A 17859-nucleotide genomic window follows, 5' to 3' on the forward strand; every position below is an offset into this window, starting at 1 on the left:
GACAGGTCGCTTTGAAGGCGGCCCCGCGGGGGCGCCAGCAGGTAGATGGGTCACCGCGCCGCGTACCGACATGGTATCCGCCGAACGGCGGTACGACCATATTGCAAATTATCAGTGCAGGTAGCGAGGCTGCCACGTTGCCGGCTACTTTGCCACCCCCGTATAAACCGCTCGTTTCGCTCACTTTGGGAATCAGAAGACGGCTCCGGAAGTGTAATGGAGGGGCTTCACGGGGAAATCGACCCACCGAACCGCCCGGTCGCACCGGATTTCCCGCCCACCGAGCACAACCCCGCGCCCAGCACCCCGCCCTACCGTTCACCGATTCGGCGAACGGTGGTTGACCTGATTGCAATGTGATATCACAATGGCATCACCACGAGCGCACGGGCACGTGGCCGGGGAGCTGCCCCCCCCCGAAGGAAACCGGGGCGACGCCGAACGGAACAGCTCGGCGCATTTCGAAAGGAACCACAGTGAGCGTAGAGAAGAAGATCAAAGCGACCGCCGGTTGGGGAGTGCTCATCGGGGTGCTCGTCGCCTTCGTGATCATCATCGCGGCGTTCGTTCTCAGCATCATCAGCATGGCGACCGCGGACGAGGCCGGCCTGCCCATCAGCCCCCTCGCGGGCTGGGGCCTGGGCCTCAGCATCGCCGCGTTCTGCCTGATCTGGATCCCCGTCTCCGGTTTCTTCACGCTGCAGCCCGGCCAGGCGCGCGTGTGCATCCTCTTCGGCAACTACAAGGGCACCGTCCGCGACGAGGGCTTCCGCTGGGCGAACCCCTTCTATAGCCGCAGCATGGGCGGCAGCTCCTCCTCCGAGGAGGCCACGGCCGAGGTGCTCAGCAAGTCCGGCCTCTCGCTCGGCAAGCAGATCTCGGCGGCGTCCAAGGCGGCGAGCGGCCTCTCCACCAAAATCTCCGTCCGAGCCCGCACGCTCAACGGCGAGATCCTCAAGGTGAACGACAAGATGGGTAACCCCATCGAGATCGCCAACGTCGTGGTATGGCACGTGTCCGACACCGCCAAGGCCCTCTTCGACGTGGACAACTACGAGCAGTTCGTGGCCACGCAGGCCGAGACGGCGCTCCGCCACGTGGCGAGCATCTACGCTTACGACCACGCGGAAGACTCGTCGGATTCCATGGAGTCCATTACGCTGCGCTCGAACATCGAGGAAGTCTCGACCGCGCTCAAGCACGAGCTCACCCAGCGGCTCGCGCCCGCCGGCGTCGCCGTGGACGACGCGCGCCTCACGCACCTCGCCTACGCGCCCGAGATCGCCCAGGCGATGCTCCGCCGCCAGCAGGCCGAGGCCGTCATCGCCGCGCGCAAGAAGATCGTCGAGGGCGCCGTCACCATGGTCGAGATGGCCGTGGACGAACTCGGCAGCCACGGCAAGATCGACCTCGACGATGAGCGCAAGGCGCAGATGGCGTCGAACCTCATGGTGGTGCTCTGCGGCGAGAGCGAGGCGCACCCCATCGTGAACGCGGGCTCGCTGTACTAGGCTCGCTGCACTAACCACTTGGGCGAGGTTTGCGGCGCCTTCCCTCGCGCGCGTCCTCGCCTGCGGCTGCGGGAATGCGCGCAAGGGAAGGTGCCGCAGACCCGACGCGGGTTAGCCAGACTCGAAACGAAGATATCCAGAGCGCTCGATATGTAAGTAGTTGATGGTATGGCGCGCAAACAGTATCCACTCCGCATCGATCCCGTTATCTGGGAGGCTGTCCAGCGCTGGGCAGATGACGAGATGCGCAGCGCGAACGGCCAGGTGGAGTGGATCTTGCGCGACGCGCTCAAGCGCGCCGGCCGCCTGCCGAAGCGGGACGGCGACAACGCGCCGCAGAACCGGGACGACCAGGCTGACGACTGACGCCCGCCGCGCGCTCGCTTCGGTTGTGCGTGCGTCGCGCCCGCGGCCGTCGAACGCGCCGCAGCGGGCACCGGCGCGCCGTGCCCCATACAGAAAGGTACGACTCCCCATGAACTCCCCCACCGACGCACCGGTCCTCAGCGTCTCCCATTTCCAGAAGCGCTACGGTGACACCATCGCCGTGCGCGACCTCTCCCTTACCGTCGAACCCGGCGACATCTACGGCTTCATCGGCCATAACGGCGCGGGCAAGACCACGCTCATCCGCTCGATCGTGGGTGTGCAGCCCATCGACGGCGGCAGCATCCACGTGGCGGGCATCGACGTCACCGCCGATCCCGTGGCGGCGAAGCGGCTCTGCGCCTACGTGCCCGACAACCCCGACGTCTACGACTTCATGACGGGCCTGCAGTACCTCACGTTCATCGCCGACATCTTCGAGGTCCCCGTCCGCGACCGCCAGGCGCGCATCGAGGAGTACGCGCCCCGCCTCGAGCTTACGGACGCGCTCGCGAGCCCCATCGCCAGCTACAGCCACGGCATGCGGCAGAAGCTCGTCGTCATCGGCGCGCTCATCCACGAGCCCCGGCTCCTCGTGCTCGATGAGCCGTTCGTCGGCCTCGACCCGCTCGCCGCGCACGAGCTCAAGGCGATGCTCCACGAGCTCGCGGCGCGCGGCGGCGCGGTGTTCTTCTCGTCGCACGTGCTCGAGGTGGTCGAGAAGCTCTGCAACAAGGTCGCCATCATCCGCCACGGCCAGATCGTCGCCGCGGGAACCACCGACGAGGTGCGCGGCGACGACACGCTCGAGGAGGTCTTCCTGGAACTCGTCGAGGACGGCGGCGCGGGCACCGGCGCCATGGGCAAACCTGCCCCCAGCAGCCCGTCCGAGCACCGCTAACAGGAGGCACCCATGCGCACCTTCCTCATCCTCATGCGCGTGCAGATGCATGCGCTCATCCGCTCGCTCACGCCGGGATCGCGCCGCATCGGCATGGCGCTCGCCGTGGTAGCCGGTGTGCTCCTCGTCGCGTTCGCGGCACTCTACCTTGCCGTGCTGGGCCTCACGCTCGTGAGCTTCGGCCTGGGCTCCGCCCTCCCCGCCTTCGCGGTCGCGCTCAGCGCGCTCGTCGGCGTGGTCTTCACGTTCCTCAAGGCCAACGGCACGCTCTTCGGTCTCACGGACTTCGACCTCGTCATGTCCCTCCCCGTTCCGCGCCGCACCGTGGTGGCCGCGCGCGTGGCGGCGCTCTACACCAGCGCCATGTTCATGGGCGCCGTCGCCTCCGTGCCGGTGTGGGCGGTCTACCTCGCGTGCGTGGCATGCAGCCCGTGGGCGGTCGCGTGCGCGGCGCTGAGCGTGCTGCTCGCTCCCGCCGTCCCCACCGCCATCGCGACCTTCCTCGCGTTCGGCGTGAACGCGCTCGCCTCGCGCTTCCGCCATGCGAACCTCGTCTACATCGTCATCTCGCTCATCGCGTTCACGGCGCTCGTCGTCGTGCTCTACGGGTTCTCGTTCACCGCGGGAGCGGACGGCGACGCGGCCATGGAGCAGCTCGCAGGAGGCCTCGCGGCGATGAGCAGCCTGCTCAGCCTCGGGTGGCCGCCCGCCGCCTGGATGGGCGACGCCGTGGCGAACGGGTCGGTGGCCGCGCTCGCCGCGTTCATCGGCGTCTCGCTCGCCGTCCCCGCGCTCGCCCTCGAGATCATGCAGCGCAACTACCTGCGCATCAACGCCGCCCTCACCGCGCACGCGCGCTGCCGCGCCCTCACCGCCGGCGAGCTCCGGCACCGCAGCGGGCGCACCGCTTCCCCCTTCAAGGCCATCGTCCTCAAGGAGTTCCGCACACTGCTGGGCATCCCGTCCTACGCGTTCAACTGCCTGTTCGGCTACCTGTTCATGCTCGTCATCGCCGTCGCGCTGAGCGTGGTAGGGCTCGAGGGCATGCTGGGCTCGGGCGTCATCGACGGGGTGGAGCTCAGCGCCGCAGAATACCGCGCCATCTCGGGCGTCGTGGCGAACGCGCTTCCCTGGGCGTTCGTGTTCTGCGGCATCATGTGCCCGAGCGCGGCGTGTTCCGTCTCCATCGAGGGGAAGAACGCCTGGGTGCTCGCGGCGGCGCCGCTTCCCGTGCGCACGATCCTGGGCGCGAAGCTCGCGTCGAACGCGCTGCCCGTCGCGGCGACGCTCGCGGTGAGCGCCCTCGTGCTGCTCGTGAGCGGGCAGGTCGATGCGCTCGGCGCGGCGGAGGTGCTCGTCACGGGGTTCGGCGCGTTCTTCCTCATGGTGAACATCGGGCTCTCGAGCGACGCGCGCAAGCCCAACTTCTCGTGGATGTCGCCGAACGAGGTCGTGAAGCGCGGCTTCCCCATCATGATCGTCATCCTGGGCGGCATGGTGCTCGCCTTCGGCGGCGGCGCGGTGAGCTTCGTGCTCTCGCTCAACCTGGGCGTCACGGCGGGCGTGCTCTGGAACCTCGGCATCGGGGCGCTCGGCATGCTCGGCGGCTGGCTCGTCTTCCGCTTCACCTGCCGCACCGCGCGCCTGGCGTAACGCGAGCGCACTGCACCCCTGCGCTGCCGGCTCATGTGTTCGCTGTGAACGGCGATTAGCGGCGGCGCGCTGCGGTACATATATAACAGCATTCGATACACGACCGTCGGGTGCGCCGCCGCGCGGCTGCAGCCCGGCAACGCAGAACAGGAGCAGATCGTATGCGAACCCAGAACAAGGATGCGGACCGAGTTCAGCCTGCGCCGCGAAACCGCCGCGCAGGCGGAAGCATCACCTCGCTGCGCACGCCGCGCAAGCGCTCCGGAGACCAGCGCGCCAACCTACGCCGCTCCTACCAGGCGTTCCTGCGCAAGCTGGCCTCCGGCGACCCCGGTTCCTCCCCGTACCAGGCCTGGCCGGTGCGCCCCTACGCCGCATCGATCTAGCCCTTGGTCTTAGTCCTCCTTGTAGAAGCGCCCGCGTCTCTCCCCAACGCGGGCGCTTCGCTTTGAGTCATTGGGGACGGGTTCAATTGACTCAATGAGTCAATTGAACCCGTCCCCAATGACTCGCGCGCAAGTTCGAGCTCCGAATCTGAGTGGGATTTGGGAATCGCTCAGTAGCCTCGCTATGCCCATCCTCGCTACCAGCGCTTTTTCTGATCAGGACGCGCTGTCTACTCGCAGCTTCCCAAATCCCACTCAGATTCGGAGCTCGAACATCTTCGCAGCCGCCCGCGCACGCCCCGTGTCGCACGAAAAACGGGCGGATCCCGAAGAACCCGCCCGTCCCGAGCCGCGCGAAACCGCTAGTCGCGGTGCCACAGGCTCCGAAACGCCAGCCACAGCGCCACCGCCGCGGCGACCCATCCCAAAAGCGGCAGCCAAATATCAAAGAGGCCCTGCACCAGGACGTCCCAACCCGCACCCATACGCATCACAGGCTGCGGCGGATGCGCGTGGCATCGCGGATGATGCCCTTGCTCATGAGGTACGTCACGAAGAAGTAGCCACCGTAGGCCACCACGAAGATAGCCGCGGTGAAGGCCGCCGCGCCGCCGATCGAGAACCCGCCGAAGAGCTCGACGAGCTTGACGATCACCGAGAGCGCCACGCAGGAATGCGCCACCCCCAGCGCGAGCGGGAACACGAAGAACACCGTCTGCTGCGCGAGCACGGAGTGCGCGATGTCACGCCGCTCGGTGCCAAGCTCGGAGAGGATGCGGTAGTTCTCGCTCGCGTCCGCCACGCCCGAGAGCTGCTGGATGGTCACGATCGCCGCGCACGCCACCACGAGCACGAAGCCGATGTAGATGGCCAGGTAGCTGATGAGGCCGTTCATGGAGTCCACGCTCTCGTAGCTCTCAGTGCGCGTCGCCTCCGTGCCCCAGCTGCCGATAATCTGCCCCTGGCCATCCGTCACGTCGCCGTAATAGCGGTACTCGTTGATGAAGGCGTCGCCCTCCTCGGTCGAGATGCCGTCGGCGTAGTCGAGCAGCAGGTAGCTGTTGTACGGCGGCAGATCGAGGCTGTCCACCAAATCGTCCGGCAGGATGATCGTGCCCGCGTTCATGCCGAACATCGCGTTGATGAACGTGCTCGCGTCCTCGTTCACCTTGTCCTGCACCGGCTTGAGCGTGCGCCCGCTGATCTCAAGCTCGACGCCCTCCCGCAGCACCGCGTTGTACACGTCGTTCACCGTCGCGCCCATGTCCGAGGTGATGGTGTAGCCGTCCTCGCCCAAGTCGAGGGGCTCCATCCCGCGGAAGCGCAGGTACTCGTTGTAATTACTCTCCTTCACCACCATGAGCCCCTGCGAGGTGGCATCGGAGTTCTCAGTGCCCGCCGGCAGGTCCATGTGCACCGCGTCGCACAGCTCGTTCAGCGTCACCACGGGCATGCTCTCGCCGCGCGGCCTCGAATCGTAGGCGTCGATCTGCACGTGCTTGCCCGCGATCGCGGCGAGGTCGAACGCGTGCTCCTTCGAGGTATCGAACGCCACCGTGTCGTTCGCGCTCGCCTCGATGATGTCCACCGGGCCGGTCGCCGGCGCGTACCGCTTGCCCTCGCCGTCCTCGCTCGCGGAAATGCTGTTCATCTCGTCCGCGGTTTCCTGCGAGAAATACACGAGCGTCCGCGAGTAGTCCACCGGCGTGCCGCGCTCCACGGTCTCGTTCATCACGCTCGCGAGCGACATGCCCGCCGTGACCGAGGTGATGGCCAAAAAGAGGATCATCGCGATCATGGCCATCGAGAAGCTCACGGTGTTCACCTTGGCCGCGAGCTGGCGCATGGTGACCATGTTGAGCCCGCGCCAGTACAGGCCGCGCGCCGCCTGGAGCACCTTGAGCAAAAAGCCCGAGAGGCCGAAGAAGAAGAGGATCGTGCCCACCACGACCGTGATCGTGGTGATGAGGAAGTTCGTCATGGCCTCGGGCGCACCGTCGTAGGGCAGGCCGTCATGGAGGAGCCGCGCGTACGCCACGCCGATGGCCACCGCGCCCACGAGGCACACCGCGGCCGAGACCCAGGGGTTGCGCATGCGCACGACCTCGTTCTTACGGCCCGCGCTCATGAGGTCGATGATCTTCGCCCGCGCCACCACGCGCAGGTTGAAGATGAGCGTCACGATGAAGATCGCCACGAGGCAGCCCACCGTGATCATGAAGGCGCCGAGCGAGAAGAAGAAGTGGAAGTCGGCGATCTGCGTCTTGAATATGCTGGCCGTGAAGAACACCATGAGCCACGAGAGCCCCAGGCCGCACAGGATGCCCAGCACGAGGGCGGCGGCGGACACGAAGAGCGTCTCCATGGCCATGATGAGCGCCACCTGACCGCGACTCATGCCGAGTACCTGGTACAGGCCGAACTCCTTCTTGCGGCGCTTCATGATGAAGTTGTTCGCATACACCATGAGGAAGCCCATCACGAAGCCCAGAAAGATCGTGAGCCCGCTGATGATGCCGCCGAGGGTCTCGCCCATGCCTGCGTTCTGCTCGGTGACGCCCGCGACGTCCACCTGGACGGAGATGGTGTTGAACGCATAGAACACCGTGACGGCAAGCGTGAGCGTGAGCAGGTAGATGAGGTAGTCCTTGCCTGCGCGGCGCACGTTGCCCAGCGCGATCTTACAGAGCATCGGAACCCTCCCCGCCCATCATGGCCACGACGCCCATGATGCGATCGAAGAACTCCTGGCGGCTCGTGTCGCCGCGGCGGAGCTCGGTGAAGATGCGGCCGTCGCGGATGAAGAGCACGCGCTTGGTGTAGCTCGCGGCGAAGCTGTCGTGCGTGACCATGAGGACGGTCGCCTGGTAGCTGCGGTTCATGGTCTCGAAGCTCTCGAGCAGCAGGCGCGCGTTCTTGGAGTCGAGCGCGCCGGTGGGCTCGTCGGCCATGATGATGGCGGGGTCGGTCACGAGGGCGCGCGCCGCCGCCACGCGCTGCTGCTGGCCGCCAGAGAGCTGGTAGGGGTACTTGTCGAGCGTCTCCTGGATGCCGAGGCGCAGCGCGACCTCGCCCACGCGGGCAAGCGTCTCCTTCGCGGGCGTGCGGCTGATGGTGAGCGGCAGGGCGATGTTCTCGCGCGCGGTGAGGGTGTCGAGCAGGTTCGAGTCCTGGAAGATGAAGCCCAGCTGCTCGCGGCGGAACTTCGTGAGCTTCTGCGACTTCAGGCGCGTGACGTCCTCGCCGTTGATGAGCACGCTGCCGCCCGTGACCTTGTCGATGGTCGAGACGCAGTTGAGCAGCGTCGACTTGCCGGAGCCCGAGGCGCCCATGATGCCCACGAAATCGCCCTGGGTGACGGAGAACGAGACGTCGCGCAGGGCGTGCGTGACGTTGTTGCGGCTTCCGTAGACCTTCTCGATGTGGCGCACCTCGAGCACGGGATGCTGCGCCTGCGTGGAATACTCCATGATCTTCCTTCCTTGCGTCATAAAGGGACGGGTTCAAAACGTTACTTTTTGCTACATTTGGGGACAGGCTTTGGTCCTGCCGCGCGGGGCGCCGCCCGATGCGTCATAAAGGGACGGGTTCAAAACGTTACCTTTTACATCACGTTGGACCCGTCCCTTTTTGCACGCGGGGCGGGTCAGCGCGATACGTTCCACAGCATAACAATCATGCCGAGGGACAGCACCGCCATCACGACGATCCAGATGAGCATCTCGACGAGCGACATGCCCGCGCGCACCACCGGGTTCTTCGGCGCGGGTTGCGTCGGCCGGTCGTACGGGCTCGCATAGGCAAGCCCCGTGGTGCGCGCCGCGGTCGGGCGGAGTTCACGCTGCTGCTTGTTCGTGGTCTTCATCCGAACCACCTCCTAAGCATATCCTCGCAGGAGGGGGTCGGCGGTGCCATCGATTTGCCTTACGCTTGGATTGCGTTTTTGTAAGGTTTGCTACCATAGGGCACGCAGGCGAACGCGAGAGGAGCCCCATGAAAACGATCCGCGTGGCAGCGGGGATCATCTGCGATGACGGGCGCGGCGAAGACCGCGCGGGCGGCGCGGAAGGCGCAGGCACGACGGCCAACGCAAACACGGCGGCCAAAGCAGGCACGGCGGCGGGCGCACCCGCGGCCGCGTCCGAGCCCGCAGAGCGCGTGCTCGCCGTGCAGCGCGGCTACGGCGACATGAAGGGGCTCTGGGAATTCCCGGGCGGCAAGCTGGAGCGCGGCGAGACCGCGGAGGACGCCTGCCGGCGCGAGCTCGCCGAGGAGCTCAAGGTACGCATCACCGACCTGCAGGATATCTATACCGTGGAGTACGACTACCCCGATTTCCACCTCTCCATGGAATGCTTCCTCTGCCGCATCGAGGAGGGCGAGCCCCAGAAGAGCGACCGCCAGCTCCAGATCCGCTGGGTCGAGCGCCGCTCGCTCGCCACGCTCACATGGATGCCCGCCGACGTCGAGCTCGTCCACGCCCTCGCCGGCGCCGAGAGCCGCGAGGACCTGTGCGCGCTCGCGAAGCGCCGACACGACAGCCGCCACTCCATGCAGGGCAACAAGCGGCAGAACACCAAGCCCGAGCTGCTCGTGCGCCAGCGCCTGCGCGCGGCGGGGCTCACCGGCTACCGCCTGCAGTGGAAGAAGGCGCCCGGCCGCCCAGACATCGCCTTCCCGGGGCGCAAGGTCGCCATCTTCGTGAACGGCTGCTTCTGGCACCGCTGCCCGCACTGCAACCCGTCCATGCCGCGCCGCAACACCGAGTTCTGGGAGGCGAAGTTCCGCCGCAACGTGGAACGCGACCAGCGCGCCATCACGGAGCTCGAGGCCATGGGATGGACGCCCATCACCATCTGGGAATGCGAGCTCAAGCGCGACCGCATCGACGAGACCATGGCGCGCGTCATCGAGCAGGTGCGCGCGGCGGAGCGGCCGCGGCGGACGGGCAAGGCCTAGGCGCAGGGCGCGGGTGCGGCGGGCGAACGTGCGCGCGGCGGCGCCCCTAAAGCCCGACGCGGGCAACCCGGCGGTTCGGGTCGGCAAGCCTCCCCCCGGCGCCTCGTCCATGGACGATCTTTACCGAATCACTTAAGAACTACGGTAGACTCCGACCCCGAGACTGGCGTTTTCGCAGGTCAGAGGCCGCACCATGGTACGCACAGAACAGCGTAAGCGTTTGTTATGTTATGCCGCGCACCCCGCCGGTGATAATGATATCGACGCATTCGAGAGCAGCACTCGGGTGCGCGTTTAGGCGGTGAGCGGGGAGGCGCATCGTGCATTCCTCAGAAAACGCAGCAAGCACGGGCGTGCAGCAGCAGACCTCTCCCCGTGCTACCCGGATCTCCTTCCCCCCGACACAGAGATTCAGCCTCCCCGGCTCCACCGCCGTCGATTCCGCGCGCTTGCGCAAGCAGCGCCTGCACCTCATGCATTCGTGGGACGTCGCCCGCGACGCGCTCGCCGTGGATCCGATCGACTTCATCGCGTTGCAGTAGCCCGCGGCACCGCGTCCGGCGCGCCCGGCGCCCAGCATCATCATCCAAACAAAAAGGCTCCCTCGTCGGGAGCCTTTTCATATGAGCACTGCGGCCAGCGCGATGCGGCCGGTACGGGCGCGGCACACCGGCGCGGCACCGCGCCCGCCCCGAGACCCGCGCGCCCTACATGAGCGCGCACACGTTCGTCGCGAACGCCACGGGGTCCTCGGGCAGGATGCCCTCCACGAGCAGCGCCTGGTCGTAGAGCAGCCCCGCGTAGCGGCCGAGCTTCTCGGTCTCGCCCGCCTCCTGCGCGGCCACGAGCTTCTGGAACACCGGGTGCTGCGCGTTGAGCTCCAGCACGCGCTGCGTCTTGGGCAGCCCCGCGACCTCCGCTTCCGGCCCGCGCTTCAGCACCTTCTCCATCTCGAGCGAGAGCGGCCCCTCGGTCGTGATGCACGCGGGCGCCTCGTCCTCGCCCACCAGGCGCGACGACACGGTGACCTTCTCCACGCGGTCGCCGAGGGCCTCCTTCATCGCGGCGAACAGGTCGCCGTGCTCCTTCGTGGCCTCCTCAGCCTGCTTCTTCTCGTCCTCGGTCGCCAGGTCGAGGTCGCCCGTCGCGACGTTCTTGAGCTCCAGATGCCGATCCTCGAGCTCCGGCTCGGCGCCATCGGCCACGGCCTTCGCCGCCGCCTCGCGCGCCGCCTCGTCCTCGTAGACCTTCGGCATGTCGCGCGCCACGTACTCGCGCATGGCCTGGAACGTGAACTCGTCCACGTCCTGCGTGCACAGCAGCACGTCGTAGCCGCGTGCGAGCACGCCCGTCACCACGGGCATCTTGGCCAGGCGCTCGCGGTCGTCGCCGGCGGCGTAGTAGATGGCCTTCTGGCCCTCGGGCATGGCCGCGGCGTACTCGGCGAGCGTGACCAGCTTCTGCTCCTTGGCGCTCCAGAAGAGCAGCAGGTCGCCGAGCTCCGCCGCCTTGGCGCCGTAGCTGTTGTAGATGCCGAACTTGAGCCCGCGACCGAAGTTCTCGAAGAACGTCTCGTACGCCGCGCGGTCGTCGTCGCGCATGGCCTCGAGCTCGGAGGTGATCTTCTTCTCGATGCGGCGCGCGATGGCGTGGAGCTGGCGGTCGTGCTGCAGCGTCTCGCGGCTGATGTTGAGCGAGACGTCCTCGGAATCCACGACGCCGCGCACGAAGTTGTAGTAATCCGGCAGCAGGTCGGCGCACTTCTCCATGATCATGACGTTGGAGCTGTAGAGCGCGAGGCCCTTCTCGTAGTCCTTGCTGTAGAGGTCGAACGGCGCGCGACCGGGGATGAAGAGCAGCGCGTCGTACTCGAGGGTGCCCTCGGCGTGGAAGCTGATGGTGCGCGCTGGGTCCTCGAAATCGTGGAACGTGCTCTTGTAGAACTCGTTGTAGTCCTCCTGGCTCACGTCATCCGAGCGCTTCTTCCAGATGGGCGTCATGGAGTTGATGGTCTCGAGCTCCTGGTACTCCTCGTACTCGGGCTGATAGTCGTCGCCCGCGTCCTCGGGCTTGGGCTTCTCGCGCGTCTTGGTGACCATCATCTGGATGGGATAGCGCACGTAGTTGCTGTAGCGCTTGATGAGGTCCTTGAGCGTCCACTCGGAGAGGAAGCGGTCGTAGTTCTCGCCGGGCTCCGCGGGCTCGCCGGGCTGCGTGGGCTTCGCGGGCTCGTTGTCGCGCAGGGTGAGGATGACGTCGGTGCCGTGCTCGGCGCGCTCACCGGGCTCGATGGTGTAGCCCTCGAGGCCGTCGGACTCCCACGCATGCGCCTCGTCCTGGCCGTAGGCGCGGCTCACCACGCGCACGCGCTTGGCCACCATGAAGGCGGAGTAGAAGCCGACGCCGAACTGGCCGATGATGTCCACCGCGTCGCCCTGGTGCTCGGCGTTCTCCGCCTTGAACTCCTGGCTGCCGCTGTGCGCGATGGTGCCGAGGTTCTTCTCGAGCTCCTCAGCCGTCATGCCGATGCCGTTATCGGAGACGGTGATGGTGCGCGCATCGCGGTCGAAGGAGACGCGGATGGCCAGGTCGCCCTGGTCCACGTGCATCGAGTCGTCGGTGAGGCTCTTGAAGTTGAGCTTGTCCACCGCGTCGGAGGCGTTGGAGATGAGCTCGCGCAGGAAAATCTCCTTGTTGGTGTAGATCGAGTTGATCATGAGGTCGAGGAGCTTTTTGCTCTCGGTTTTGAACTTGCGCATGTGCTGCCGTTCCTTTCAAGCTTGCGTAGATACCGAGCATCATGGTACCCGCTCGGCGCACGCATAAAACCTAAGTGCCCAAGACTTAGATTATCTTCACGAGAGAATGCAATGTAAAATAACCCCTGGGGTAAATTTACATTCGGTTATTTGGCCTTGACCCCCCCCTCGCGCGCTCACTACACTGGTAGCAACTGCACCACAATGCGCATACCTAGCTGGGAACTTGGGGGGACTATGAGAAGGACGAGAAAGCTGCTCGCAGCAATCATGCTCTGCGTGGTTGCGCTGCTGGCACCCGCCATCGCATTCGCCACATCGGAAGGTTCGCTGACGGCAACCCTTTCGAGCGACCGCGATAGCTACGAAGCAGGAGACACTGCGACGTTCACGCTCGAGCTCATCAACGATGGCGCCACGTCGGTCACCGACGTCGAATATCGCTTCGAGCTCCCCGAGGGCATGACGCTCGCAGATGGCTCTCAGCTCAATGGTTCTATCGGCGCCATCGATGCTGGCGACAGCACCGAAGCCGCCATCCAGGTCGTGCTGCCGGCTCGCGAGCAGGGCGGGGAACCCGGCGGCATCGAGGACGATGGCGAGCAGGCACCTCCCTCCGACGAGGACGGGCAGACAGGCGATGAGAGCCAGCCCGCCGCAGATACGGATGCGGCAGACACCAGCCTCCCGGGTACGGGCAACACCCTCGCCGTCGTTGCGCTCGCACTCGCCGCAGGCGGCTGCATCGCGCTCTTCGTAGGTAGGCGCTTGCATAACTCGAACGCCTCACTCATCATCATCGGTACCGTCGCACTCGCGGCTACGCTCGCTTGCGGCGCGATGACAAGCACGGCATACGCCGCAGAAACCACTCAAACGCTCACCTGCAGCAAAACCGTCACGGTCGATGGCCAAGATCTCACCGTCCAGGCCACCGTCACCTATACGGTCACCGACGAGCCAGAAGAGCCCGACCCGGGCGACACAACGTCCATCACGCGCGGCGAATGGCTCGCGAAACTCCTCAACGCGACGAATACCGGCGATTTCGAAGCCGACCCCGCCGCCGATGCCGCCTGCCCCTTCACCGACATCGCGGACAGTCCGTATGCGGAGCAGATCAAGACCGCATATGCGCTGGGCTCGCTGCCCGATGACATCGCCAACGCGGACACGTTCTCCCCCGACGAGCCCGCTACGCGCGACTTCATGTTCTCGACCGCCGTGCTGCATGCCGGCTTCTATGACACCGGTGCCGACCTGGACGCCAGCGACGCGGATGCCGCAACCCATCCGAGCCTCCTGCAGATCGCGGTAGAGCAGGGCATCGCCGAGCCCGACGAGAACGGTGCGCTGCGCCCGCAGGATGCCGCCACGGTATCCGAAGCGGATACGGTCGCAGGGCGTATCGCTGCACTCGACTTCGACGCGGATGCTCCCGCCAGCGGTGATCCCGTCGTGAACTACGCGCTGCAGGATGACGTCATCCTGCTCGATTCCTGCGAGCAGATCGATGACGACAGTTTCGTGCTCGATGTCCCCTATGACGAGGTGGCGGGAGCCGCAACCCAGCAGGACAACAGCGCTGCCACGTACCGCGCTGCCCGCGCGCCCTTTAAGTTCCCCAGCGTGGGCAGCAAGGTCGCCTACCTGGGCGATGGCGAGGGCGACGAGGGCTTCGCGGGCACGGTGCTCTCGCTGCACGCCTACGAGGACGGCAACCGAACGCTCTTCGATTACGCGCAGGCCACCGACCCCAGTGAGATCTACCAGAGCATCGAGGTCACCGCCACCGATCAGGGCGACCGCCTGGCCAACGTCGAGCCCGTCGACGGCGCCACCATCCTTCCCGCTGATGGTGCGAGTGCCCAGCAAAGCGGTCGCGCCATCGACATCAGCGGCGAAGACGACTTTACCATCTCCTTCGATGACCTCAAGATCAAGGATGCGGGCTCTGTCTCGGGCTCGGTGAACATCATCCCCTCCATCGACGTCGATTTCGATTGGGAGTTCCCTGCCACCATCAAGCGCGCCCGTGCCGTGGTGAACCTCGATACCACGGTGAACGTCACAGCGGACTTCGACGGTGTGGACGAAACGGTCGATCTGCTCAAGCACCCCATCACCGTGCCTATCGCCTCGGGCGCCAACATCGCCTTCGACCTCAAGCTCCACATCAAGGCCGACGGCTCCGCTGAGGTGAACGTCGAGTTCGACCAGAAAATCGGCGCACGCTACCGCAACGACGCCTTCCAAAAAATCTCGAAGACCACGGTCGACGAAGAGAACACGCATTGCGCCGTGCGTGCCGAGTTCGCTCTGGGAGCTGTTCCCATCGTGCAGCTGCGCTTCACCAAGATTGGCCTCTTCGACATCTCCGCCGAGCTGGGCGGAGCCGGCGACGGCGAGGCCATCACCCGCACAACAGGCATCACCTGCATCGACGCGAACGCCTATGTGTACGGCAGCCTGTCTGTGGGCACAAACACCAGCTGGATGAAGTGGGCACACCTCACCTACACCAAGGACGTTTGGAAACAGGGCTCCACGCCCTTCGAGGGGTCTTGGCATTTCGAAAGCACTGGTAAGGATGGCGCACTCGAACTTGTGGACGAATGCACGCAGAAAGACGTTCCGGGAAGCGGCGCAACGCCCGCCGAGGACTTCGAGTACACCATCGAGAACGACGGCGTGCACATCGAGCGCTACATCGGCGACGATACCGAGGTCATCATTCCCGCGAACATCGAGGGCAAGCCGGTCGTGTACGCATGCCTGGGCGTCGAGAGCAGTCTCTCCGGCATGTACCCCACGGCGAACAATGTTGAGCGCGTCTCCCTAGAGGAAGGCTCGCAGCTCGTTGAGTTCCGCATCTGGAACGAGAGCCAGGGCAGCGGCGTGGGCAATTGGGAATACAAACTTGACAGCTTCGACACCGGCAATGCCGAAAAGCTTGAGGTCATCTTCCTGGGCAACGATCGTCCCGTAGAACTTCTGCTAGGTAATTCACCCGACCTGCGCGAAGTCAGCGCGCTGCCGACGAACAACCTCGACCTGCGACAATATCGGTACTTAGAGACCGTGGAGGTCAACAGCACATACACAAGCTGGGACAACCTCATAAGTGAGCTCAAGCTAGGTGACCATCCAAACCTCACCAAACTATATGTCTCTGGAACGGATATCAGCGAACTCGACCTTTCCGGGTGCCCGAATCTGACGGTATTGGATATCGGTAGGACGCCCATCGAAACGCTTGATCTTTCAGGTTGTTCAAAACTCCAGGAACTCTGGGGCGATCAGTGCTCGCTCACTGCTCTGGACGTCTCCCACTGCCCCAAGCTCACACTCCTCAGCTTTGACAGCCCAGCTCTCACGACGCTCATGCTCGACAATCCCATGCTCGAAGATTTGCTCATCAGTGACACTAACTTAAGTGAGCTCGATCTCTCAAGCTGCCCGAATCTCACTACGTTGACCTGTGTCAACAGCCCCATCGATGAGCTCGACCTCTCCGCTGTACCAAAGCTTGAAAGCCTTGACTGCCATGGCTGCGACCTCACCGAACTCGATGTGAGCGCGCTCAACAACCTGACGTCACTTGGCTGCTCAGACAACCAGCTCACGGAGCTCGACCTCTCCGGTTGCCCGCTCCTGGAAACGTTGGACTGCGAGAATAACCAGCTCACGGAGCTCGACATCAGCGTCTGCCCGAACCTGAGATTCCTGCATTGCAAGAACAACCCCATTGAGGACACCTCGGCACTCGAGGAGTGGTTCCAGAACGGCGGCCAAGGCGAGATGTAACCCTGCGGCGGCGTACGCGAGAACGATTAGCGGCCTGTGCCCCATCCGGAGCACAGGCCGCTTCCATGTAAAATAACCCCTGGGGTAAATTTACATGGCGGGGAACTGCTGGACGGGGAAGGTCACGGTGATGCAGGTGCCCATGCCCAGCTCGCTCGCCAGATCGATGCTCGCGCCGTGGAACACCGCGGCGTGCTTCACGATGGCGAGCCCCAGGCCAGTGCCGCCGCGCGCCTTCGACCGGCTCTTGTCCACGCGGTAGAAGCGCTCGAACACCTTCTGCTGCTCCTCGGGCGCGATGCCGATGCCCGTGTCGATGACCTGGATGTACGGCCGTCCCGCCTCGTCCATGCCGCAGCCGAGCGTCACCGTGCCGCCGGGCAGGTTGTAGCGGATCGCGTTGCTCGCCAAGTTGTACGCGAGCTCGTCGAGCAGCCGCGCCACGCCCATCACCATGGCGGGCTTCGTGTCCATGATGAAGCTCACCTCGTTGCGCTCCGCGAGCTGCTCGAGCCGCTGGCGGATCGACTCGAGCATGCGCGGGATGTCGATCGGCTCGGTGGTGCCGAGCACCGCGGCCGACGTCTCGGAATCGGAGCGCTCGGCCTCGTCGAGGTTGGAGAGGGTGAGAATGTCGTTCACGAGCGCGGTGAGGCGCCCCGCCTCCCGGTGGATGCGGTGGCCGAAGTCGCGCAGGTCCGCCTCGTCGGCCACCATGCCGCCGGCGATGAGCTCGGCATAGCCCGAGATGGTGGTGAGCGGGGTCTTGAGTTCGTGCGTGATGTTCGCGGTGAACTCGCGGCGCATGCGGTCGTTATCGGCGAGCACGCGCATCTGCTGCTTGAGCGCCTGGCGCTGGCTCTCGATGCGGTCGAGCATGGGCGCCATCTCGGAGTACATCTTGTCGTCGTTGCGCTTGGGGTGGTCGAGGTCCACCTCGAGCAGCGGCGCGATGATCGCGTGGGCGGAGCGGCGCGCGGAGAAGAACGAGATCACGAGGAGCACCACGGCGAGGATCACGAGCGGCACCGCGAACGACATGAGGATCGCGAGCACGCCGTCCTGCTCCTGCGCGAGGCGGATGACCGTGCCGTTCTCGAGCCGGACGGCCTGGTAGAACATGATCTCCCCGAGCGTGGAACTCGAGCGCTCCGAGTACCCGGAGCCCGTTTCGAGCGCCTGGGCGACCTCGGGGCGGCCGCTGTGGTTCTCCATCTCCGCGGCCGGCTCCTCGTTGTCGAAGATCACCGTGCCGTCGGGCGCGATGAGCGTCACGCGCACGCGGTCCGCCTCGAGGCGATCGAGCAGGCTCACGTCATCCTCGGTCTCGTTGAGCATGGACGCGACGATGTGCGCCTCGTCATACAGCTCGCGCCGCGAGATGTCGCTCACCTGGTTCTGCAGATAGACGGCGCCCACCATGGTGAGCACGATCACCACGAGCAGCACGGTCACGAAGATCGTGCCGAACACGCGGCGAAAGAGCGATTTCTTGCTTCCGAGCGGACTCACGCGCG

General features: G+C 65.4%; 13 protein-coding genes. 8 read left to right on the forward strand and 5 right to left on the reverse strand.

Annotation, left to right across the window (positions count from 1 at the left end; translation table 11 throughout):
- The first annotated feature begins 476 nt into the window (after window positions 1–476).
- The 5 genes from B5G02_RS07845 (at window position 477) to B5G02_RS07865 (ending at window position 4817) form a co-directional block, all read left to right on the forward strand.
- Window positions 477–1511: an SPFH domain-containing protein gene (locus B5G02_RS07845; protein ID WP_019239348.1), complete on the forward strand. Its 1035-nt coding sequence runs from the start codon at window positions 477–479 to the stop codon at window positions 1509–1511.
- Window positions 1512–1679: 168 nt separating this feature from the next.
- The gene (locus tag B5G02_RS07850) at window positions 1680–1877 is read left to right on the forward strand and encodes an Arc family DNA binding domain-containing protein (protein WP_094335822.1); all 198 of its coding nucleotides are present in this window, start codon (window positions 1680–1682) and stop codon (window positions 1875–1877) included.
- A gap of 109 nt (window positions 1878–1986) precedes the next feature.
- A complete protein-coding gene (locus tag B5G02_RS07855; RefSeq protein ID WP_094335823.1) occupies window positions 1987–2778 on the forward strand; it encodes an ABC transporter ATP-binding protein in 792 nt (263 codons plus the stop codon).
- Window positions 2779–2790: 12 nt separating this feature from the next.
- Window positions 2791–4431, forward strand: a complete 1641-nt coding sequence (locus B5G02_RS07860) for a hypothetical protein (protein ID WP_094335824.1) — start codon at window positions 2791–2793, stop codon at window positions 4429–4431.
- Window positions 4432–4592: 161 nt separating this feature from the next.
- Window positions 4593–4817, forward strand: coding sequence for a hypothetical protein (locus B5G02_RS07865; RefSeq protein ID WP_019239352.1), 225 nt, complete (start codon window positions 4593–4595; stop codon window positions 4815–4817).
- 490 nt (window positions 4818–5307) lie between these two features.
- On the opposite strand, the gene B5G02_RS07870 is transcribed toward B5G02_RS07865, so the two are convergent.
- The 3 genes from B5G02_RS07870 to B5G02_RS07880 form a co-directional block, all read right to left on the reverse strand.
- Window positions 5308–7509 carry an ABC transporter permease gene (locus tag B5G02_RS07870; RefSeq protein WP_094335825.1) on the reverse strand — a complete coding sequence of 734 codons (2202 nt, stop codon included), beginning with the start codon at window positions 7507–7509 and terminating at the stop codon, window positions 5308–5310.
- Entirely contained in the window at window positions 7499–8287 is a 789-nt protein-coding gene (locus B5G02_RS07875; protein WP_019239354.1) for an ABC transporter ATP-binding protein, read from the reverse strand. The genes B5G02_RS07870 and B5G02_RS07875 overlap by 11 nt, the downstream gene beginning before the upstream one ends.
- A 176-nt stretch (window positions 8288–8463) precedes the next feature.
- Window positions 8464–8682: a hypothetical protein gene (locus B5G02_RS07880; protein ID WP_019239355.1), complete on the reverse strand. Its 219-nt coding sequence runs from the start codon at window positions 8680–8682 to the stop codon at window positions 8464–8466.
- Window positions 8683–8810: 128 nt separating this feature from the next.
- Here B5G02_RS07880 and vsr point away from each other — a divergent pair, with 128 nt between their 5' ends.
- Window positions 8811–9776 (forward strand): DNA mismatch endonuclease Vsr, encoded by a 966-nt coding sequence (vsr, locus tag B5G02_RS07885; RefSeq protein WP_094335826.1) that lies wholly within the window; start codon window positions 8811–8813, stop codon window positions 9774–9776.
- 320 nt (window positions 9777–10096) lie between these two features.
- Window positions 10097–10318, forward strand: coding sequence for a hypothetical protein (locus B5G02_RS07890; RefSeq protein ID WP_241146201.1), 222 nt, complete (start codon window positions 10097–10099; stop codon window positions 10316–10318).
- Between the two features lie 165 nt (window positions 10319–10483).
- Here the strand turns inward: B5G02_RS07890 and htpG are convergent, their stop codons facing one another.
- A complete protein-coding gene (gene htpG / locus B5G02_RS07895; RefSeq protein ID WP_094335827.1) occupies window positions 10484–12535 on the reverse strand; it encodes a molecular chaperone HtpG in 2052 nt (683 codons plus the stop codon).
- 237 nt (window positions 12536–12772) lie between these two features.
- Here htpG and B5G02_RS07900 point away from each other — a divergent pair, with 237 nt between their 5' ends.
- Window positions 12773–16342 carry a leucine-rich repeat domain-containing protein gene (locus tag B5G02_RS07900; RefSeq protein WP_241146202.1) on the forward strand — a complete coding sequence of 1190 codons (3570 nt, stop codon included), beginning with the start codon at window positions 12773–12775 and terminating at the stop codon, window positions 16340–16342.
- Between the two features lie 90 nt (window positions 16343–16432).
- Here the strand turns inward: B5G02_RS07900 and B5G02_RS07905 are convergent, their stop codons facing one another.
- Entirely contained in the window at window positions 16433–17854 is a 1422-nt protein-coding gene (locus B5G02_RS07905) for a sensor histidine kinase (RefSeq protein ID WP_094335829.1), read from the reverse strand.
- Between the last annotated feature and the right edge of the window lie 5 nt (window positions 17855–17859).

The sequence above is a fragment of the [Collinsella] massiliensis genome (assembly GCF_002161605.1).
Lineage (GTDB): Bacteria > Actinomycetota > Coriobacteriia > Coriobacteriales > Coriobacteriaceae > Enorma.

Coding starts and splice junctions, on each gene's coding strand:
- B5G02_RS07850 (WP_094335822.1), top strand. CDS start 1,680: ATGGCGCGCAAACAGTATCCACTCCGCATCGATCCCGTTATCTGGGAG.
- htpG (WP_094335827.1), bottom strand. CDS start 12,535: ATGCGCAAGTTCAAAACCGAGAGCAAAAAGCTCCTCGACCTCATGATC.
- B5G02_RS07900 (WP_241146202.1), top strand. CDS start 12,773: ATGAGAAGGACGAGAAAGCTGCTCGCAGCAATCATGCTCTGCGTGGTT.
- B5G02_RS07860 (WP_094335824.1), top strand. CDS start 2,791: ATGCGCACCTTCCTCATCCTCATGCGCGTGCAGATGCATGCGCTCATC.
- B5G02_RS07880 (WP_019239355.1), bottom strand. CDS start 8,682: ATGAAGACCACGAACAAGCAGCAGCGTGAACTCCGCCCGACCGCGGCG.
- B5G02_RS07870 (WP_094335825.1), bottom strand. CDS start 7,509: ATGCTCTGTAAGATCGCGCTGGGCAACGTGCGCCGCGCAGGCAAGGAC.
- B5G02_RS07865 (WP_019239352.1), top strand. CDS start 4,593: ATGCGAACCCAGAACAAGGATGCGGACCGAGTTCAGCCTGCGCCGCGA.
- B5G02_RS07875 (WP_019239354.1), bottom strand. CDS start 8,287: ATGGAGTATTCCACGCAGGCGCAGCATCCCGTGCTCGAGGTGCGCCAC.
- vsr (WP_094335826.1), top strand. CDS start 8,811: ATGAAAACGATCCGCGTGGCAGCGGGGATCATCTGCGATGACGGGCGC.
- B5G02_RS07855 (WP_094335823.1), top strand. CDS start 1,987: ATGAACTCCCCCACCGACGCACCGGTCCTCAGCGTCTCCCATTTCCAG.